At 71.4% G+C, this 19,296-nt stretch carries 20 protein-coding genes, 1 tRNA gene and 1 pseudogene; 12 read left to right on the plus strand and 10 right to left on the minus strand.

Going from position 1 to position 19,296, the window contains the following annotated elements; translation table 11 throughout:
* The first annotated feature begins 44 nt into the window (after window positions 1–44).
* Entirely contained in the window at window positions 45–398 is a 354-nt protein-coding gene (locus tag QSK20_RS10785; RefSeq protein WP_091647659.1) for an STAS domain-containing protein, read from the plus strand.
* A 27-nt stretch (window positions 399–425) separates the two neighbouring features.
* On the opposite strand, the gene QSK20_RS10790 is transcribed toward QSK20_RS10785, so the two are convergent.
* Entirely contained in the window at window positions 426–1,730 is a 1,305-nt protein-coding gene (locus QSK20_RS10790; RefSeq protein WP_285788458.1) for an MFS transporter, read from the minus strand.
* Between the two features lie 49 nt (window positions 1,731–1,779).
* Here QSK20_RS10790 and QSK20_RS10795 point away from each other — a divergent pair, with 49 nt between their 5' ends.
* The 4 genes from QSK20_RS10795 to QSK20_RS10810 all read left to right on the plus strand — a co-directional run bounded on the left by QSK20_RS10795 (window position 1,780) and on the right by QSK20_RS10810 (window position 3,680).
* On the plus strand, window positions 1,780–2,460 hold the full coding sequence (locus QSK20_RS10795; RefSeq protein ID WP_285788459.1) for a FadR/GntR family transcriptional regulator: 681 nt from the start codon (window positions 1,780–1,782) through the stop codon (window positions 2,458–2,460).
* A 38-nt stretch (window positions 2,461–2,498) separates the two neighbouring features.
* The gene (gene mscL / locus QSK20_RS10800) at window positions 2,499–2,972 is read left to right on the plus strand and encodes a large conductance mechanosensitive channel protein MscL (protein WP_285788460.1); all 474 of its coding nucleotides are present in this window, start codon (window positions 2,499–2,501) and stop codon (window positions 2,970–2,972) included.
* A gap of 79 nt (window positions 2,973–3,051) precedes the next feature.
* Window positions 3,052–3,285 carry a hypothetical protein gene (locus tag QSK20_RS10805; RefSeq protein WP_088981147.1) on the plus strand — a complete coding sequence of 78 codons (234 nt, stop codon included), beginning with the start codon at window positions 3,052–3,054 and terminating at the stop codon, window positions 3,283–3,285.
* A 29-nt stretch (window positions 3,286–3,314) separates the two neighbouring features.
* Window positions 3,315–3,680, plus strand: coding sequence for a hypothetical protein (locus QSK20_RS10810; RefSeq protein WP_088981148.1), 366 nt, complete (start codon window positions 3,315–3,317; stop codon window positions 3,678–3,680).
* A 272-nt stretch (window positions 3,681–3,952) separates the two neighbouring features.
* Here the strand turns inward: QSK20_RS10810 and QSK20_RS10815 are convergent, their stop codons facing one another.
* On the minus strand, window positions 3,953–5,287 hold the full coding sequence (locus QSK20_RS10815) for a benzoate/H(+) symporter BenE family transporter (RefSeq protein ID WP_285788461.1): 1,335 nt from the start codon (window positions 5,285–5,287) through the stop codon (window positions 3,953–3,955).
* Between the two features lie 44 nt (window positions 5,288–5,331).
* Between QSK20_RS10815 and QSK20_RS10820 the strand changes: the two genes are divergently transcribed.
* The 3 genes from QSK20_RS10820 (at window position 5,332) to QSK20_RS10830 (ending at window position 7,984) form a co-directional block, all read left to right on the plus strand.
* On the plus strand, window positions 5,332–5,916 hold the full coding sequence (locus tag QSK20_RS10820; protein ID WP_285788462.1) for a helix-turn-helix domain-containing protein: 585 nt from the start codon (window positions 5,332–5,334) through the stop codon (window positions 5,914–5,916).
* A 92-nt stretch (window positions 5,917–6,008) separates the two neighbouring features.
* Window positions 6,009–6,728 carry a PP2C family protein-serine/threonine phosphatase gene (locus tag QSK20_RS10825; protein ID WP_285788463.1) on the plus strand — a complete coding sequence of 240 codons (720 nt, stop codon included), beginning with the start codon at window positions 6,009–6,011 and terminating at the stop codon, window positions 6,726–6,728.
* Between the two features lie 56 nt (window positions 6,729–6,784).
* Window positions 6,785–7,984, plus strand: a complete 1,200-nt coding sequence (locus QSK20_RS10830) for a GNAT family N-acetyltransferase (protein WP_285788464.1) — start codon at window positions 6,785–6,787, stop codon at window positions 7,982–7,984.
* A gap of 39 nt (window positions 7,985–8,023) precedes the next feature.
* On the opposite strand, the gene QSK20_RS10835 is transcribed toward QSK20_RS10830, so the two are convergent.
* Entirely contained in the window at window positions 8,024–9,106 is a 1,083-nt protein-coding gene (locus QSK20_RS10835; protein WP_285788465.1) for an NAD-dependent epimerase/dehydratase family protein, read from the minus strand.
* A 109-nt stretch (window positions 9,107–9,215) separates the two neighbouring features.
* On the opposite strand from QSK20_RS10835, the gene QSK20_RS10840 reads away from it, so the two are divergent.
* Window positions 9,216–9,287, plus strand: a tRNA-Lys gene (locus QSK20_RS10840).
* Between the two features lie 85 nt (window positions 9,288–9,372).
* Here the strand turns inward: QSK20_RS10840 and QSK20_RS10845 are convergent.
* From QSK20_RS10845 to QSK20_RS10865, 4 genes and pseudogenes are all read right to left on the minus strand, one after another.
* A pseudogene (locus QSK20_RS10845) lies at window positions 9,373–10,060 on the minus strand (tyrosine-type recombinase/integrase); the annotation flags it as partial.
* A gap of 782 nt (window positions 10,061–10,842) precedes the next feature.
* On the minus strand, window positions 10,843–11,121 hold the full coding sequence (locus QSK20_RS10855) for a hypothetical protein (protein WP_285788468.1): 279 nt from the start codon (window positions 11,119–11,121) through the stop codon (window positions 10,843–10,845).
* A 282-nt stretch (window positions 11,122–11,403) separates the two neighbouring features.
* On the minus strand, window positions 11,404–11,940 hold the full coding sequence (locus QSK20_RS10860) for an alpha/beta hydrolase family protein (RefSeq protein WP_285788469.1): 537 nt from the start codon (window positions 11,938–11,940) through the stop codon (window positions 11,404–11,406).
* Window positions 11,941–12,138: 198 nt separating this feature from the next.
* The gene (locus QSK20_RS10865; RefSeq protein WP_285788470.1) at window positions 12,139–13,218 is read right to left on the minus strand and encodes a helix-turn-helix domain-containing protein; all 1,080 of its coding nucleotides are present in this window, start codon (window positions 13,216–13,218) and stop codon (window positions 12,139–12,141) included.
* A gap of 344 nt (window positions 13,219–13,562) precedes the next feature.
* Here QSK20_RS10865 and QSK20_RS10870 point away from each other — a divergent pair, with 344 nt between their 5' ends.
* Both QSK20_RS10870 and QSK20_RS10875 read left to right on the plus strand, forming a co-directional pair.
* Entirely contained in the window at window positions 13,563–14,762 is a 1,200-nt protein-coding gene (locus QSK20_RS10870; RefSeq protein ID WP_502888880.1) for a helix-turn-helix domain-containing protein, read from the plus strand.
* A gap of 2 nt (window positions 14,763–14,764) precedes the next feature.
* Window positions 14,765–15,004, plus strand: a complete 240-nt coding sequence (locus QSK20_RS10875) for a hypothetical protein (protein WP_285788472.1) — start codon at window positions 14,765–14,767, stop codon at window positions 15,002–15,004.
* 175 nt (window positions 15,005–15,179) lie between these two features.
* Here the strand turns inward: QSK20_RS10875 and QSK20_RS10880 are convergent, their stop codons facing one another.
* The 3 genes from QSK20_RS10880 to QSK20_RS10890 form a co-directional block, all read right to left on the minus strand.
* Complete coding sequence (locus tag QSK20_RS10880) at window positions 15,180–15,434, minus strand: Txe/YoeB family addiction module toxin (RefSeq protein ID WP_117671408.1); 255 nt, start codon at window positions 15,432–15,434, stop codon at window positions 15,180–15,182.
* Window positions 15,431–15,715, minus strand: coding sequence for a type II toxin-antitoxin system Phd/YefM family antitoxin (locus tag QSK20_RS10885; protein WP_285788473.1), 285 nt, complete (start codon window positions 15,713–15,715; stop codon window positions 15,431–15,433). The genes QSK20_RS10880 and QSK20_RS10885 overlap by 4 nt, the downstream gene beginning before the upstream one ends.
* Window positions 15,716–15,891: 176 nt before the next feature.
* Complete coding sequence (locus QSK20_RS10890; protein ID WP_285788474.1) at window positions 15,892–17,994, minus strand: prolyl oligopeptidase family serine peptidase; 2,103 nt, start codon at window positions 17,992–17,994, stop codon at window positions 15,892–15,894.
* 220 nt (window positions 17,995–18,214) lie between these two features.
* On the opposite strand from QSK20_RS10890, the gene QSK20_RS10895 reads away from it, so the two are divergent.
* Window positions 18,215–19,054: an SCO4651 family lipoprotein gene (locus QSK20_RS10895; RefSeq protein ID WP_285788475.1), complete on the plus strand. Its 840-nt coding sequence runs from the start codon at window positions 18,215–18,217 to the stop codon at window positions 19,052–19,054.
* Window positions 19,055–19,296 lie beyond the last annotated feature (242 nt).

A 19,296-nucleotide genomic window follows, 5' to 3' on the forward strand; every position in this document is an offset into this window, starting at 1 on the left:
CCGACGGTGGGATACGGTTCCACCGACAACAGGAGGTCTGGCGGATGTCGTTGACGGTGCACACGGAACAGCGCGGCGACGTGGTCGTGGTGTCGGTCGCGGGCGAGCTGGACATGGCGACCGCCCCCCAACTCCAGGACCAGATCACCGACCTGCTCGACAAGGGGCGCAGCCGGCTGGTGTTCGACCTCGCCGAGGTCTCGTTCTGCGACTCGACCGGGCTGTCGGTGTTCGTACGCGCCAAGAACAGCTGCGACGAGGCCGGTGGCGTGGTGCGACTCGCCGCACCCCAGCGCGGCGTGCTGCGCATCCTCGAGGTCAGCGGACTGGTCGAGGTGCTGCAGACGTACCCGACGGTCGACGAGGCGGTGGCGGGGGAGCCGACCCCGGCCTCCTGATCCACCCCCCGCGCGCCACCCGTCGACTCACTCGTCCTCGATGTAGCGGGGCCGGGCGATCGCCAGTCCGGCGACGGTCTGCACGACGAGGGCGACCAGCAGGAAGGCGATCGGCACCTGCCAGCCCCCGGTCGCCTCGTAGAGGATGCCGACGAGCAGCGGGCCGAGGCCGGCCATCACGTATCCGGTGCTCTGCGCGAACGCCGACAGCTGCACCGTTCCCTCCGCCGTGCGCGCCCGCAGGCCGATGGTGGTCAGGATCAGCGGGAACGCGCCCTGACCGATGGCCAGGAGGAGCACCCAGAGCAGCGCCAGGTCGTGCGGCGCGAAGGCGAGGCCCAGGTAGGACAGGGTCGCCGACAGGGACAGGAAGAGCACCAGCGGGCGCAGGGTGCGCAGCCGGGTGGCGATGGCGGGCATGACCAGGGCCACCGGCACCCCGAAGGCGGTCACCCCGGCGAGCAGCAGCCCGGCGTCCTGCGGCTGGTAGCCGGCGTCCCGGAAGAGCTGGGCCAGCCAGCCCATCACCACGTACCCGCTGAGCGACTGGGCGCCGAAGTACACCGCCATGGCCCACCCGAGCCGGGTGCGTTCCGGCCGGATCCGCGACCGGGCGGAGACCTGCGCCGTCCGTCCCGCCCGCCGCGCGGCGGCCCGGGCCCGCAGCGCCAGCGGCGCCCACGGGAGTACGGCCACCGCGGCCAGCCCGGCCCAGACCCCGAGGCCGACCCGCCACGACCCGAACGCGTGGGCGACCGGCACCGCTGCGGCGGCGGCCACCGTCGTGCCCAGGGTCAGGGCCACCGTGTACGCCCCGGTGACCAGCCCGGTGCGGTGCGGGAAGTACTGCTTGACCAGCATCGGCAGCAGGATGTTCGCCACCGCGATCCCGGCCAGCGCGAGCGCGCTGGCGACCAGGAAGACCAGGGACGAGCCGGTGAGGACCCGCAGCAACTGCCCCAGGGCGAGGGTGACCATCGCCACCACCAGCACCCGGGCCGGGGCGACCCGCCGGACCAGCCACGGGGTGAACGCGCCGAACACGGCGAACGCGATGGTGGGCAGCGTGGTCACGAAGCCGGCCATCGCGCCGGAGAGCGCCAGGCCGGTACGGACCTCGTCGAGGAGCGCGCCGAGGCTGGTGATGGCGGCCCGCAGGTTGAGCGCGACCAGGAGCATCCCGGCGAGCACCAGCAGCCCTCCGGTCCCGGGCCGGGCCGGGGCAGGGGTGGAGGTGGCGGCCGGTGCGCCGGAACTCTGGTCGGCGGGTGTCGCCGGAGGGACGTCGGAGGCCACGTCGGGTCCCGCGAGGGCGGCTGTTGGCGGGGTCATGAGCTTGAACCTACAATCATGGGATGAATTCCGGCGTGGGTTGTAACCAGTGACACCGTCCGGGCATTCCCCGTCCGTGCCGCCGCGCGGCCGTCGGGTGAGCGAGACGATCGAGCAGCTCCGGGCCCGGATCCTCGGCGGGGAGTGGCCCCTGGGTGGTCGGATCCCGACCGAGCCGCAGCTCGTCGCCGCCCTCGGGGTGGGGCGGAACACCGTCCGCGAGGCGGTACGCGCGCTGGTGCACGCCGGGGTGTTGGAGCCCCGCCAGGGCTCCGGCACGTACGTGGTGTCGACCGACGAACTGGCCCCGGTGGTGGCCCGTCGGCTCACTGACGACCGGATGGCGGAGGTGGTCGAGGTCCGCCGCGCGTTCGAGGTGGAGGCCGCCCGGCTGGCCGCGCTCCGGCGCACCCCGGAGGACCTGGCGGCGCTCGACGCGGCGCTGGCCGAGCGGGAGGCGGCCTGGCGCGACGGCCGGTTCGAGGAGTTCGTGGAGGCCGACGCCCGGCTGCACGTCGTGGTGGTGGCCGCCGCCCACAACACCATGCTCGCCGAGCTGTACGCCTCGGTGGGCACCGCGATGCGGGCCTCCGTCGCCCAGGCGATCGGCTCCCTGGAGCCCGACCGGTACGTCGACCACAGCCGCCTGGTGGCGGCGATCCGCGCGGGCGACCCGATCCGGGCGGCGCACGAGGCGGGCGCGTTCCTGGAGCAGCGGGCCAGGGCATAGGTTGTCCGGGATCGAGCACCGGACAGCGGGAGTGACAGATGCTCAAAGGGTTCAAGGACTTCATCATGCGCGGCAACGTCGTCGACCTGGCGGTCGGCGTCGTCATCGGTGCCGCGTTCACCGGTGTGGTCACGCAGCTCACCAAGTCGTTCCTGGAGCCCTTCGTCCGGGTCCTGATCGTGCTGATCACCGGCAACGAGAAGGGCATCGAAGGCTCGACGCCGATGTTCCGGGGCATCCCCTTCGACTGGGTGGCGTTCGTGAACGCGCTGATCACGTTCCTGCTCACCGCAGCGGCGCTCTACGTCCTCGTGGTGTACCCGATGAACAAGCTCGCCGAGCGGCGCAAGCGGGGCGAGGAGCCGCCGCCGAAGGCGCCCAGCGAGGAGGTCAAGCTGCTCACCGAGATCCGGGACGCCCTGCTCGCCGCCGGGCACACCACCCCCGGGCAGCAGCGCGGCGCGCTGGACGACGTGCTCGGCCGCCGGCCGGAGCCGCCGACCGCACGCTGATCCGACCACGCACACCGGCCCCTGCGGGAATCCCGCAGGGGCCGGATTCTTTCGTACGCATGTTCGATACAGTGCCGCCATGGAGCAGCGAAAGCACTGGTGGAACGGCAAGTGGGGGCGGCTGGCCCGACGGGACGTCTTCCTCCGGGTGGACGCCGACCGGTGGCACGTCGAACAACGCGCCGGCGGTGCCGAGGGCGTCTCCCGGTTCTACGAGTACGACAGCGCCGAGGAGGCGGAGGAGACGGTCCGGGCCCTGCTCGACGGCACCGACACCTGGCGGGAGCTCTCCCCGCGCCCGCCCCGCGTTTAGCCGGACGCCGGGCCGGGAACCGCGCCAGCATGACGCGACAGGACACGGACGCGCAGACGGTCATCGGACGGGTCACCACCGGCATGCGGGTCGTCGACGCGACCGGCACCGAGGTCGGCACCGTCGACCTCGTCCAGCGTGGGGATCCGAACGCGGTGACCGTGGAGGCACCGACCGCCGACCCGGGCAGCAGCCTCGACGAGCTGATCGAGTCGGCGGCGGTCGAGGAACCGGACGTGCCGGCCGATCTGGCCGCCCGACTGCTGCGTAGCGGCTATCTCAAGATCACCACATCCGGCTGGGCGGTCTACGCCCTCGCCGAGCAGATCGCCGACGTCGCCGACCAGCGGGTACGCCTCACCGTCCCCCTCGCCGACCTCGCCCGCGAGGAGTAGCCCGGCCGCTCCGGCCCGATCGGGCAGGTCAGAGCCGTCGGGCGCGCGGAGGCTGCGCCCCGCCGACAGGAAGTCAGGCCGGGGGAGCATGGTGCCTCCGCACGTCCTGTGGAGCTGCCCGCACAGACGGGGCAGTCGAACGCCGGCCTCACCAACCCCTGGCCCCCGGCCGACGCCCTCCCGGCACCGCTCGCCGGACCGCGACCGGTGCGGCTCGCCGGACCGGCCACGGCCACGGCCACGGCCAGGGTGACCGGCCGCTCGCACAGCACTCAGACCCGTGGTGCCCCGTCGGTGCGGGCAGCTCCACAGTCTCTCGCCAATGCACCGTCACCCTCCGGTGACTCCCGCTCCCCAGGTCCCTCCGACCCGCCGACGCCGTCGGGGTGCTCCCGATCCGCCGAGCGGCGCTGCGGCACGGGACGTCCACGCCGGGCGACGGGACTCCGGCGGAAGAGGAGCCGCATCGCTCCACCGGCCAGCAGCCCCCAGAAAGCGCCGCCTATCCCGAGCAGCGTGACCCCGGCGGCGGTGACCACGAAGGTGACCACCGCCGCCTCACGGTCGTCCGGCTCGGCGACGGCCGAGGTCAGGGCGGTGGCCAGCGCGCCGATCAGCGCCAGGCCGGCGACCGCCTCGATCAGCACCGGGGGCGAGAGCAGGACCAGCGTGGTGGCCACCCCCGCACCGAGGCCGAGCAGGGCCAGCCCGACCCCGGCGGTGACCGAGGCGATCCAGCGACGGTCCGGGTCGGGGTGGGCGTCCGGGCCGGCGGCGAGCGCGGCGGTGATCGCCGCCAGGTTGACCGCGTGCCCGCCGACAGGCGCGGCGGCCACGCTGGCCAGCCCGGTGACCCGGAGCGCGGAGCCGAACGGCGGGCGGTAGCCGTACCCGGTGAGCACCGCCATGCCCGGTACGTTCTGCGCGGCCATGGTGACCAGGAACAGCGGCACCGCCAGCCCGGCCAGGGCCGACATGCTCCAGGCCGGTGGCGTCGGGTCGAACGCCGGCCAGAGCCCGGTGCCCCCGAGCCGACCGGACGGCGTGGTCGACGCGATCGCCAGCACCGCGACGACGAGCGCCCCCGGCACCGCCCAGCGGCGCGCGAACCGGTGCAACAGGAGCCAGACCACCACCACCGGCCCGGCGAGGGCGGGCACCTCGACCAGGGCCCGGACCGGCGCGGTGCAGAGCGGCAGGAGGACGCCGGCCAGCATCGCACCCGCGATCGGCTTCGGGATCGCCGCGACCGCTCGGCTCAGTGGCGGGAAGAGACCGGCGGCCACGACCAGCAGGCCGGACACCACGAACGCGCCGACCGCCGCCGGCCAGCCACCCGCCACCGGGCCGGTCGCCACCAGCAACGCGGCACCCGGCGTGGACCAGGCGACGCTCATCGGCAGCCGGTGCCGCAGCCCGAGCCAGGCGGCGCTGGCCCCCGACACGAGACAGACCGCGAGCAGGCCCGAGGCGGCCTGCGTCTCGGTGGCGCCGACCGCCCGGAGCCCGGCCAGGACCACGGTGAACGAGCTGGCGAAGCCGACCAGGGCGGTCACCACGCCGGCCAGCACGGGTTGCAGGACGCCGGCCATTCCGTCTCCCTTCACGACCGTTCCGTATACGGAACAGAGGCGTGATGCACGATAGCGGCATGTCCACCGCCGACCGACCACCGGCCCCCCAGCGGGAAGCCGCCGACTCCGCGTCCCCCCAGGAAAGTGCCGCCGCCATCGGCCGCCGGGTCCGGCTTCTCCGCGAGGAGCGGGGTGTCTCGCTCTCCGCCCTGGCCCGGTCGGCCGGGGTCGGCAAGGCCACCCTCTCCGGGCTGGAGAACGGCACCCGCAACCCCACCCTGGAGACGCTCTACGCGGTGACTGCGCAGCTCGGCGTACCCCTGGGTGCGGTGCTGGCCGGACCGGCGAGCGCGCCCTCGGTGCGCGGCGCCGCGGTACGCGCCACCCTGCTGGAGGTGTTCACCGAGGCCGGGGCGACCTACGAGCTGTACCGGATGCGGGTCGCGCCCGGACCGGGACAGGTGTCACCCCCGCACCGACCCGGGGTCACCGAGCACGTCACCGTCTTCGCGGGCGTGCTCCGGGCCGGGCCGGTCGACGCGCCGCTGACCGCCGCCGCAGGCGGGCACCTGCGCTGGACGTCGGACGTGCCGCACTGCTACGCCGCAGTCGGTGACGAGGAGGTCGCCGCGAGTCTCCTGCTGCGCTACCCGCGTGACTGAAGCCGTCCGTCCGGGCACGGTCCAGCGCCACGACGACCCATGGCGGTGGTGGGGTGGAGACGTGGGTGTGGTCTTCTTGGCAGACTTCACCCATGACGCTGATCCTCCGCTCGGCCATTCTGAACGACGTCGGCCTGGTCCGGACCAACAACGAGGACTCCGCCCTCGCCGGGGAACGGCTGGTCTCGGTGGCGGACGGGATGGGTGGACTGCCGGCCGGGGAGGTCGCCAGCGAGATCGTCATCCGGATCCTCGACGAGCTGATACCACCGGAGACGCCGGACGAGGCGGAGAACGCGCTCCGCGCCGTCGTGCAGACCGCCAACCAGCGCATCCGGGCCGCCATCGACGCCGACCCGGCCCGCGAGGGCATGGGCACCACGCTGACCGCCGCGCTGCTCGCCGAGGACGTCCTGGTCGTCGCCCAGGTCGGTGACTCCCGGTGTTACCTGCTCCGGGAGGGTGCGCTGCACCAGCTCACCAAGGACGACACCTTCGTCCAGGCGCTCGTGGACCAGGGGGCGCTGACCCCGGCCGCCGCCCGCCAGCACCCGCAGCGAGCCCTGGTCACCCGTGCGGTCCAGGGGGTCGACGCGCCCCCGTCGGTCGCCCGGTACACCGTCCTGCCCGGCGACCGGCTGCTGCTGTGCAGCGACGGGCTCTCCGACTACGTCGACGACAGCACGGTCGCGAACACCGTCTTCACGTACGGGGACCGGCAGCAGTGTGCCGAGCAGCTGGTGAAACTGGCCCACCAGGCGGGCGCACCGGACAACGTCACGGTCGTGGTCTCCGACGTCACCGAGGTCTGAACCGGCGACGGGCGAATCGGGTTGCGGGGCCCCGGGACCGGGGTTGGGATGGACGGATGAGCATTCGTCGTCTCACCCCCGGGGAACGCCTGACCACCAGCTTCCCGCTCCAGGCGTACTCCTTCGACGAGACGCCCCGCCCGGCGGACGACGCCGAGTCGATGCGGGACTGGCTGCCGTACCAGGAAGGCAACCGGACGCTCGTCGCCGAGGCGGACGGCACCACCCTGGCCTGCGCCTCCGCCATCGGAATGCGGCAGAACCTGCGCGGCGCCGTGCTGCCGATGGCCGGGGTCGCCGGGCTCGCCAGCCACCCGCTCGCCCGCCGGCAGGGACACGTCCGGGACCTGATGCACCAGTTGCTCGACGAGATGCTCGACGAGGGGCACCTGCTCTCCGCGCTCTACCCGTTCCGGCCCTCGTTCTACGAACGGTTCGGCTACGTCGGCCTCCCCGCGCCGCGTACCGCGACGTTCCCCCCGGACGACCTCGCCGCTCTGCTCCGGGTGGAACTGCCGGGCGAGCTGGTCTGGCAACGGACCGGTGCCGGATACGACGAGTACGCCGCCTTCCACGACCGCTGCCTGGTCCAGCGGCACGGCTTCGCGGTCCTCCCCGATTACCGCCGGATCCGGGTACGCGACGACGACAACCGCTGGCTGGTGACCGCGCGGGTCGACGGGGTGACCGAGGGCCTGCTCACGTACCGGATCGACGGCTACGGCGGCACCCTGGAAGGCGGCCACCTGCTCGCCACCAGTCCCCTCGCCCGTGCGCTGCTGTTGCAGTTCCTCGCCCGGCACGTCGACCAGGTGGAGCGGGTGAGCGTGGTGGTCGCCCCGGACGACCTGCCCGAACTCTGGGCCACCGACCTGGGGGTGGTCTGCGAGACCCGGGTGACCCGTCCGGACGAGTCCGCCCCGATGGCCCGGGTGCTCTCGATGGACGCGCTGGCCGGGCTGCCCGCCGACGCCGGGTGCTGCCGGGTGGAGCTGACCGGGGACCGCTGGCTCGCCGGGACGTACCTGCTGGACGGGACGACCGGGCAACTGGAGATCCGGTCCGGGGCGTCCCTCGGCGCGGTCGACCCGCCGTCCGCCACGCTCACCGCCGCCGGACTCTCCGCCCTGGCGTACGGCGCGCTCGACCCGGCCGAGGTGGTGGTGCGCGGGCTCGGTGACGTGCCGATCGACGCGATGCTGGAGCTGCGTCGCCTCTTCCCGCGCGAGCTGCCGTACCTCTGCGCCAGCTTCTGACCTCCGCCGACGCCGACGTCGCCCGGTCGGGTCGCCCGGCTAGTACGGGTTGCCCTGGCCGGCGGGGCGGCCCAGCAGCAACGCGCCGGGGCGGCCGGCGAGGTCGTTGCGGGCGGACATCGGCGGGCTGGGCGTGTGCCCCCCGTCGGCCATCCCGGCGAAGAGTTCCCGCAGCGCGGTCAGCGCGTCCGTCTCCGGCCGCCAGCCCAGCTCGGTCTCGGCCCGGTCGCTGGACATCAGCGGGGTGTCCAGGGCCAACTGCACCCAGCCCGGGTCGACCGGCTGCAACCGGGCCCGCCAGGTCAGTGCCGCCGCCGTCCGGAGCACCGGGGCGGCCACCGGCACCGTCCAGCCGTGGAAGTGCCGGGCGACCAGCTCCGGGGTGAGCACCGGGTCGGCCGCCACGTTGAACGCGCCGCGCGCGTCGCCGAGGAGCACCCGGGCGTACGCGTCGGCGACGTCGTCGGCGTGCACCGCCTGCATGCGCAGCCGGCGGTGCGTAGGCACCAACGGGAGCCGGCCGTACCGCAGCAGCCGGACCGGCGCGAACGGACCGAGGAAGTACCGGGTGATCTCGGTGGCCGCGTCCCGTTGAAAGACCAGCCCCGGGCGGAGCCGGACGATCCGCAGCCCGGGGTACTCCCGCTCGACCCGGTCGAGCAGCTCCTCCACCGCCGCCTTGTCCCGGCTGTACGACGAGGCCGGCACCCCGGTCGTCGGCCAGCGCTCGCTGACCGGGTGGTCCTTCGGGCCCGGCGCGTACGTGCCGACCGACGAGGCGTACACCAGGGCCGGCACCTTCGCCCGGAGCACCGCGTCGACCACCGTACGGCTGCCGCCGACGTTGGTCCGGTGCAGTTGCCGCTGGTCGTGGCTGGGCTGGATCTGCCAGGCCAGGTGCACCACCGCGTCGGCACCGGCGAAGACCCCGGCCAGCTGGTCCACGGCCCCCGGTTCACCGATGTCGCAGGAGTGCCACTCGACCGCGTCGTACGGCGACCCGGCCGACGGGTCGGGCAGGCGGCGCGCCACCCCGACCAGTTCCAGCCCCGGCTCCCGGCGCAGCCGGCGCAACAGGGCGGTTCCATGGTTACCGCTGGCCCCCACCACCACGATCCGCATGCCGTTCCCGTACCCGGTCCGGCCCGCTCCAACCGTGCCCGGCGCCGCCCGACACCCCCGCAGGAAGCGACGAGCGATCAACGCGCGTTGTCCGGTAGCCTGAGCGCGCGGGCCGCTAGCTCAATGGCAGAGCTGTGGACTTTTAATCCATAGGTTCAGGGTTCGAGTCCCTGGCGGCCCACTCCTCCCCAGGTCAGCCGCCCTGACCGGGATCAGCAACGCCGCGACCAGGGCCGGTACAGCAGCGGAGTACAGCAGTAGGCCGTTCATCGGTCCAGCGCGCTGCCGAGCCGCTTGAGGGCGTCGCGGGTGGCCGCCGAGGACACCACCGTGTAGATCTCCATCGTGATGGCGAACTGCGCGTGCCGGAGGATCTGCATCGCCACCCGAGGATGCACGTCCAGGTCCGCCAGGAGTGAGGCGCAGGTCCGCCGGGCGTCCCGGACGGTGATCCGCCGGACGCCGGCCGCGTCGCAGCGCCGGTCCCAGAAGCGGTTGACGTTGCGCGGCTCGACCGGCCGCCCGTACCGGGTGGTGAAGATCAGGTCGGAGGGCTGCCAGGCCGGACCAGCGGCATCCCGGGCGGCGGTCTGCGCGGCACGGCGACGGTCGAGCGCCACGGCGCAGATGTCGGGCAGCGGCAGGGTGGCGTCCGAGGCGGCCGTCTTCGTCTCTCGGTGCAGCAGTTCGGCACCGACCCGCTGGAGCTGCCGGTCGATGGTCAACTCCCCCGCGTCGAGGTCGACATCCGCCCAGGTGAGCCCCAACATCTCACCCTTGCGCAAGACCGAGCACCAGGACCAGGACGTACGCGGCGTAGAGCGGGTCGTCGTCGGCGCGGGCCGACTCCAGGAAGCGCCGCGCCTCATCGCTCGTCCACGCCTTCCGCTTGCGCTTACGTACCGGCGGCAGCTTCACCAGGGACGCGACGTTGCGGGTGATCAGCCCTTGCGATCGAGAGCCGGCGGGACGTGACCCGCATTAGCGGCAGGAAGGCCGCTCGGCATCTCCGAAGTTGAGTCCAGCGATCCGGCAGGAAGGCCGCGCTGGCGTGCTCAACGAGCGCCAGAGTAGCACCGAGCACCGACACGTCCACCCGCCGTGATCTCGTAGCCCGAGGCGGACCGGCCTGCTGCCGGCCGGTGTGGGAGGACTTTCTGTACGTCTATCAAGGCGGCCCTGAACGGGCCGCACGCGCCGCCGCCAGGGCGCGCGCCCGTCGCTGCGCTGGCGCTCCGACTCCGGCCACGCAGGACGCCCGGCGGCTGGCGCGGAGGCGGGTAGCCCGGTGGGCCGCCGGATGACGACAGCTGTTGTCCGGTGGGGTGGTGGGCCGGCAGCCGGCCGGGCCGCGCGGCGAGCACCGCGCGGCGTGGGGGAAGCGCACGCCGGGCCCGTCGGCGGCTGCCGGGCGGGTGGCGGGGTTGCGGTTACTGCGCCTCCGGCGGGGGCGCTCCGGCTCCAGGATCGCCGGGGCTCCGTCGGCGGCTCGCGGTCCGTGGGTGGTTGGGGTGGGAGCCATCCCGTAGGGTTCGTCGCAGGCCCGCTCGGCGGCTTCGTGGCCGAGACAAGTGCACGAGTGAGGTCCGAGCATCCCTCGGGCCGGGTGACTAACTGAGTGACGACGGGTACGAACAACGCCGGACCTCGATGGACTTCGGTGGAGCGTTCGGGCAGCTCGGTCCTACCATTCGCGCAGCTCATCGGTGGCTGATCGTTCCTTTACACCGAAGAGGTCATTCGACGAACGTGCCATCCGGCATCATGATCTCGTCGCGCACCAGCGGAACGAACGCCGACCAGCCCCCGTCATCCACGGCCACCACCATGCGGATACGCCCATCGCCGTCATCGAGGGCGTAGCTGACCACGCTGTACCGCTTGCCGTCCTCGCCGACGACCTGGCATACGTCCTTGTCGTCGAGCATCGCGCGCCACTCGCCATAGCTGACGCGTTGCCATTCAGCCAGACGTGCATCGGCGAGCCGCGCTGCTGTCTCCTTGTTCAGCCCCACGTACTCAGCCTCTCACCCGGACACCCGCCCTCGATCACGTGCCCGATGCAGGGGTGAACACGAGCCAACGTCGGCATCGCGGCGGCCACAACCCGAACCCTCCGTGTTCCTCTACCGGGCGATGCGGCTACCCAACGTGTAGATCAATCCGATTCCCAAGCTGACAGTGCGGGTTCGAATCCCGTCACCCGCTCCACCACGAAGACCCTGGTCAGGACACACGTCCCAGCCAGGGCCTTCGGCGTTGCCGGGGTCAGCGCCCGGCGGGCCATCCACGGGCCACTAGCTCGGCCAGCCAATAGCGTCAAGAAACTCTTCCACGGCGACCACGACTCGGCTGAGCACTGCGATCGACTCCGGAAGCGGGCCCGGTACGTACATTCCGTGATCCGCTCCTTCGACCTCCAGCACATGTGGTGAAAGCCGGCGGGCGGTGTCACCGTCCCATACTTTGTCGGCCGTGCCACCCACGAGGAGGAATGGTGCGGTCGCACGGCTCAACGCATCAGCCACCCACGGCAGGGTGAGCAAGGGCGTGAGCCATACCGCGGGCAGCGATCTTTCGGCGGCAATCGCCGCCGCATTGGTGCCGAGCGACTTAGCGATCAGCAGTGGGCGACCGCCAACAGTGTCGATCAGCGGAGCGATCTCGCCGCTCACCCAGCCCTCGATCTCCGGCTCATCAAACTTCGGAAACTCCTGGGACCACGAGTATCGGTGCACCGTTGCGCCCCGCTGCTCCGCCACATCGCCGGCATACATGAGCAGGGGCGCGCCCGGCCCGAACCTACCACCGGGAATCACGACAGCGTCAGCCATGCGGACGACCTTATCTACCGGTCAAGACGCCGCTGGACGGCGCGCAGAGCTTACAAGCGAGGGGTCGGGCAAGGCAGCACGAGCGACGACACAGGTCGACCCCGAACCTGAACCGACGACGCTCGTCACCTGCTCAGCAACGCCGAGCACCACCAGTTGAGACAGACCGACAGACCCACCGCATCCCCCCAGCGGGGGTCAGGTTTGCTTGCGGGCTGCTCTCTCGACTTCTTGTAGTACCAGTCCGAGGGTCTGTGAGCGGCGGTCTGCTGGCAGTGTTGCCCAGGCTCGTCGGGCGTAGGCGAGTCCGCCGGATCGGTCGCCGGACTTGGTCATCATGAGGGCGCGGTGCAGCTCGATGTGGGTGGCGAACCTGGTCAGTACCGGCGGTCGGAGCCGGTCGGCGTCGGTCTGGGCCTGCTCACCGGGACCGACCATGCCGAGTCTGGCGTAGAGCATCGACCGGAAGGTGGCCATGCGCCAGGCGGGTACGGCGGCGTCGGAGATCTCGCCGTCCGGTGAGGCGGTTTGGTCGAAGACTCGTCGGGCGTCCTCGTCGGCAGCGATGGCTCCGGCGATGTCGCCTCGTCCGGCGGCGGCGTGTGCGCGGGCCATCAACGCCTGGAGGCGTCCGAGCGAGGGCCGGTCGGACAGGGCGATGGCCTCGTCGGCGTACCGCTTGGCGACGGGGAGGGCCGCGCCTTCATAGGCCAGGGCGATGGCGGCCCGGCCGCGTACCCACACCCGGACGGCGAGGTCGTCGGAGCGGTCGGCGGCAATGCGGGCGGTGTCGTACCAGCCGATCGCCTCGGTCGGGTCCTTGGTCGTCTTGCCGTATGTGGTAAGTGCGCGGGCGGCGGTCGCCCACATCGTCGGGGAGTCGAGCTGCTGTTGCAGGACGACAAGGTCACCGGCGAGCTGGGTCTGAAGACTGTCGGCACCGATCTCCATGTAGTCGCGGCCGTACTGCTCGACCCGGTCACGCCAGCGGTCCTCGCTGTCCCGCCGGCCGGCGAGAGCGGCGGTGAAGCCGGATCGGATCAGCTCGTTGGCGGCGATCGGGCCGATGGTGGCGGCCTGGAGAAGGTGCCTGCGTCTCACGTCCGGGTCTCCCAACGCTCGCGCGTAGGCGAGCACGATGTCCGGCGTCGCGGTCCGGCGTCCCGCCTCGACGTTGCTCAGGTGCGATGCCGAGTAGCAGGTACGGGCCGCGATGGAGGCCAGCGTCACGCCTGCCTCAGTACGAGCCTGCCTCAGTTGTGCGCCGAGGTCATCCATCGGAGCCCCCGTGAAAGGTCCTGAAAGCATCGAGCCACTTCCGAGCGTAGTCGTGGGGTCACAGAGTAGATCCCAGACGCGGTGAGCGCGCGGCTGGTGTGACACCGGGCCTGGTTGCGTCGACAGCCGGGCGCGGCGGCATCGGTCCTTCCAAGAGCAGTGTCGCCGCGCCCCTCTTACGGCGGAGGCGGGAATGAGCGGCGACGTTCCGGACCAACCCAGGGGCGAGCAGATCCAGCAGGCGGAACGGGAAGCGGCACGGCAGCGGATCCTCGCGCAGGCCGAGGCCGATCGAATACCGGCCGAAGAGGCTACTCGGGCCATTCCGGATCGGCGGTGGCGTCGTGGACAGCACTGACCTGTTGCCGGTCGGTCGTCGGGTGGCGTACTGGCGGGGGCGGCGAAAGCTCTCCCAGCAGGTATTGGCTGATCGGCTGGGTAAGTCGAAGAGTTGGGTGGACAAGGTCGAGCGGGGTGTCCGGTCGCTGGACAAGGTGTCGACGCTTCAGGACATCGCCGCCGTCCTACAGATCAACACGGCGGTGCTGCTCGGCCGGGACGCCCAGCCGGCCAGGGTGGCCGAGCGCGTCGAGGGTGTGGAACAGATCCGCGCAGCTCTGTCGACGTACGAGATCGCCTTGGAGCGCCCGGCGGCCCGCCGTGTGCTGCCGGCCGACCGCCTGATGCGGGAGGTTGCACACGCGTGGATCACCTTCCAGCACGCCCGCTACCCGCAGGTCGTCGAGCTGGTGCCGGAGTTGGTGGCCGACGCGCAGCGCACCCACGCCCACGATCCTCAGGCGGGTCGGGTGCCGCTGGTGGAGGCGTACCGGGTGACCGCATCGCTACTGGTGAAGCTCGGTGCCCCCCACGTGGCATGGCTGGCGGTCGACCGCGCGATGATCGCCGCCACCGGTGACCGGGTGCTGGTGGCTGCCGCTGCCGTGCAGCTCGGCCAGGTGTTGCGTGAATCGGGGCGGGCGCGGGTGGGGAAGTCGGTAATGCTGGCCGCCGCGTACCGCATCGCCCCACCCGTGATCGAATACGGCACCCCGGCCGAGCTGTCCCTCTGCGGCACCCTGGTGGTCCAGGCCGCCTTGGCCGCTGCCCGTGACGGAGACGACCGCACCGCCGCCGAACTGATCAAAGAAGCCGCCGACATGGCGGCGCGGGTAGGGGACGGTCACGACCACCATCGCACCGGATTCGGGCCGACAGCGGTTCAGCTCGCCCGCGTCGCCGCAATGGTGGAGTCAGGCGACGCAGAGGAAGCCGTGGCCTGGCATGAGAAAGCGACCACGCGGGACGGGTGGCGGTGGCTGGCTGCCGAGCACCGCGCCGCCCACCTGATCGACGCCGCCCGCGCTTACCAGTACGCCGACGACCCGGTCAACGCCGGCCGGGTCCTGATCGAGGCCGACCGGATAGCACCCGCCGAGATCCGCCACCGGCCAGCCGGCCGAGACGTGCTCGCCCAGGTCGCCCGAGATCCCGCCGCTCCGACGACGCTCATTCACCTCGCCGCCACTCTCGGGGTGGGCTGAGGGTGACCGCGCCGTTCCTGTCCCTGGCGCAGATCCGCAACCGGCTGATCCTCACCGCCCGAGCGATCCTCCGCGACCACCGACCCGGACCCGACGGCCGCTGCCCGATCTGCCGGACCGCAGCCTGCCCGGTGGCGACCGCCGCCCGCAACGTCCTCCGTACGGCCGAAGAAGTACAGCAGCGGAGTACAGCAACCGAGCCGACCGAGCCCGACCGAGACGACCCCCAGCAGGTCGGGTGACCTCGGACGGCACCCGATCCGGCCGGCTCGCCGGCAATCCATAGGTTCAGGGTTCAGTCCCTGGCGGCCCACCCACGACGCGATCCCACTATTTAACTACGCTTCGCATCCGTCCGACGACAGTGGGCGAGTCCGGTCCAACAGGGGCGCATGGCCCTGCTGGGCAACGGCGGATTCACTCGTAGTGGTAGCGACACTGCGCAATCTGAACCGTGTCGTCAACGATCCGATACACCAAGCGGTGTTCCTGATCAATGCGTCTCGACCAGAATCCCGACCAGTTACCTCGGAGCTGTTCCGGCTTACCGATGCCCTGATGCCCGTTGCGTCGAATGTCCTCGATCAGCGTGTTGACCCGCTTGAGCATCTGGCGATCCCGCTGCCAGGCCAGATAGTCCTCCCACCCCCGGCTGGCGAACTGCACCTTCACGCTGCCGATGCCTCGCCCGGATCGGCATCCGGGTCGATCAAGTCGTGCATCTCCCCACCCCCGTGGCGCAACTCTTCGACGGCTTCGTTCAGACGGCGCGCGTTGGCGGGGCTGGCCATCAGGTACGCCGTTTCCTTCAGTGACTCGTACTCACGCAGCGAGATGATGACGGCGGCCTCACGGCCGGAGCGGGTGACCACCACTTCCTCGGCATCGTCCACGACATGGTCGAGCATCTTGGCCAGGTTCTGCCGGACTTCTGAGTAAGGGACGGTACGCATGATGCCTCCCGAGCAGGACGTACAAGAAATTGTACAACCCGGTAAGGCCGCGTGCGCCAGCTCACCATGTGGTTCGTTGCGGCGGCTCCGGCCCACTCCCCGCGAGAGGCCATCCTGCCCGAAAATCCCCTTGCCGCGATCGAGGTGCCTGACCGTGCCGTCCGGCAGCCACCAGATCACGCCCGGCCCTCAACCGGTGCCGGTTGCCCGGCGTCGGCGGACGACTGCTGGCGCGGCACGGCGGGACGCGCCGGCCCGGTCAGCCTCCGCCACAGGAACTCCAGCGTCAACGCCCAGAAGAAGGCCCGTTGCTCGTTGTTCGTGGCAGCGCCGTGCCCGCCTTCGACGTTCTCGTAGTACGACACGTCGTAGCCGTGCTCGCGTAGCCGGGCCGCCATCTTGCGGGCGTGCCCGGGGTGTACCCGGTCGTCCCGGGTCGAGGTGGCGAGCAGCAGCGGTGGATACGGCCGACCGCTGCGGACGTTGTGGTACGGCGAGTACTCGCGCAGGTAGGCCCAGTCGGCCTCCCGGTCGGGGTCGCCGTACTCGGCCATCCAGGAGGCACCGGCCAGCAGCCGGTGGTACCGCCGCATGTCCAGCAGCGGGACGTGGGAGACCACCGCGCCGAACAACTCCGGGTAGCGGGTCAGCATCACCCCGGTCAGCAGCCCGCCGTTGCTGCCGCCCATGATGCCGAGCTGTTCCGGCGTGGTGATGCCTCGCGTCACCAGGTCAACCGCCACCGCCGCGAAGTCCTCGAACGCCCGGAGCCGGTTCTCCCGGAGCGCGGCGCGGTGCCAGTCAGGGCCGTACTCCCCGCCGCCCCGGATGTTCGCCACGGCATACGTGCCGCCCCGGGCCAGCCAGGCCCGGCCGATGGTGCCGCTGTAGTGCGGCGTCTGCGAGATCTCGAACCCGCCGTAGCCGACGAGCAGCGCCGGCCCGGCGGTCGCGTCGGGATCCCCCACCACGAAGTACGGCACTCTCGTGCCGTCGGCCGAGGTGGCGAAGAACTGGCGCACCGCGAGGCCGTCCGCGTCGAAGAACGCCGGCTCCCGCTTGAGCGTCTCGACCGGGCCCCGGACCTGCCCGAGCCGGAGCGTCCTCGGTCGCAGAAAGCCTTCCGAGACGAGCAGGTAGGCGTCGCTGTGGTCGGAATCGGTGTCCAGGACGAAGCTGTGTTCGTGCTCTGGCACGCCCGCGAGCGGCGCCCGCTGCCAACCCGTGTCGCCGGGCGTCAACACCTCCAGCCGGCTCCGCACGTCCACGGTGGTGGCCAGGATCAGGTGGTTCCGGGTCCAGGAGTGGTAGCTCAACGCGGTCCGGGCGTCGGGCCGGAAGAGCAGGGTCATCTCCCGCGCACCGGCGAGAAAGGCGTCGAACCTGGTCGCCAGCAGCGCGCCCGCAGGGTGGGTCACCCCGTCGACCGTCCAGGGCGAACGGAGCCGGATCACCAGCCATTCCCTGTGTACGTTCCAGTCGGCGTCCTCCGGTACCGGGATCCGGACCAGCTCGCCCGCCGACGTCAGCAGGTAGTTCTCGCTGCGGTAGAAGTCCAGGCCCCGGAGGACGAAGTCACGCCGGAAGCCGGGCGTCGGGTCGTGCCGGGCGGACACCTCCGTGTCCTCCGCCTGGCCTTCGTAGACGACCTCGGCCTCCGAGAGCGTGGTGCCGCGCCGCCACCGTTTGACGATCCGCGGATGCCCGGAGGTGGTCAGCGACCCCGGCCCGAAGTCGGTGGCCACGTAGATGTGGTCGGCGTCGATCCAGCAGACCGAGCTCTTGGCCTCCGGCACCTCGAAGCCGTCCGCCACGAACGAACGGCGGTGCAGGTCGAACTCCCGGACCACCACCGCGTCGGCGCCGCCTCGGGACAGGCTGATCAGGACGCGCTGGTGACCGGGCCGCAGCCGGTGGACCTCGCTCCAGACCCAGTTCTCCCCCTCCCGCGCGGCCAGCTCGTCGACGTCGAGCAACACGTCCCAGTCCGGCTCGGGTCGGCGGTACTGGTCCGACGTCGTACGTCGCCACACTCCACGCGGGTGGGCCGCGTCCTGCCAGAAGCCGTAGTAGAAGCCGTCTCCGCACCATCCCGGATAGGGGATGCGCTCGTCCGAGTCGAAGACCTGCCGGATCTCGGCCCGCAACCCGGTGAACGTCTCGTCGCCGGTCAGCGCCGCGACGGTCTCGGCGTTGCGCTCCCGCACCCACCGGGCGGCATCGTCGCCGTCGAGGTCCTCCAGCCACAGGTACGGGTCGTCACCCTCGTCGCTCGCCATCCGCACAACTATTCCCGACGCCTCGGTCGCCGTACCCGCTCGCTGTCGGCATGGCGACTCGGGCCGGCTCGCACGATCAGTGGCGGCCCGGGTCGTCGGCGCGGGCGACCGGACGTGGTACGCCAACCCGGCCGCGCCACCCCGGGTTGATCTGCTGGGATAGCGTGTCCGTCGATCCGGGGACACCCCCGGCGTCCGTCCTACGGGGAGAAGTTGCCACATGTCGTTGTGGAAGAGGTCCACTGTTCTCGCGGTCACCGCGTTCACCGCGCTCGCGGTCACCGCCTGCGGCTCGGAGCCCGGCTCGTCGTCGGAGGCTCCGCAGCAGCCGAGCGTGCTGAAGCTGCTCGCCAGTGACCTCAAGGGTTCGTTGCAGAAGGTGGTCGACACCACCGACAAGGCCGATTCCGTGGCTGTGAAGCTGGAGGGCACGGCCGCCGGCGAGAAGATGTCCATGCAGGGCGTCATCGACCTGGGCGACCCGCTCAAGTTCGAGATGACGACGCCGGGCGAGGACGGCACCCCGACGACCGTCCGGATGATCGGCACCACGGTCTACACCCAGGTGCCGGAGGCCGAGCGGGCCAACATGGGCGGCAAGAGCTGGCTCATGATGGACCTGTCCGCTGTCGGTGAGATGGCGGGGATGGACGTCACCAAGCAGTTCGACGACATGGACCCGACCAAGCAGGCCAAGACGTTGCTGGCCACCGAGGGGATCACCGCCGTCGGCGAGGAGACGGTGAACGGCGCGGCCACGGTCCACTACACCGTCACTGCTCCGGTGGCCACCTACCTCGGTCAGCTCGACGCCGAGATGCGCAAGGGCGTCGAGCAGGAACTGGCCAAGCAGGGCGTCAAGGAGGTCAAGCTGGACCTCTGGGTCGACGAGCAGTACCAGCCGCGTCGGGCGCGCATGGTCATGGGCACGATGAGCGACATGACGATCGACTACACCGACTACGGCAAGCCGGTCACCATCGAGACGCCGCCCCCGGCGGAGACCACCGACCTGATGAAGATGCTGGAGGAGTTGAAGGACATGTCCGCCGGCAGCTGACCGGGCCCCGGAACGAACCGAAGGGCGGATCGCTCGTACGACGAGCGGTCCGCCCTTCGTCGTGCCGTAAACGACAGCGCCTCCCGTCATATCCGTCGGCGCTACCGGAATCCTGATCTGCTGTTTTGCCTGGGCTTGGATCTTGCGCACCACGACGCCGAAGGCGTGTGCAAGAAACCCGACACGTCGACACGGGATTTGAGTAGCTTTCGCTTCGTCCGGAATCCCGTTCCTGCCGCATG

Origin of the sequence: Micromonospora sp. NBRC 101691, assembly GCF_030269285.1 — a bacterium.
In the GTDB taxonomy this organism is placed as follows: Bacteria; Actinomycetota; Actinomycetes; order Mycobacteriales; family Micromonosporaceae; genus Micromonospora; species Micromonospora echinospora.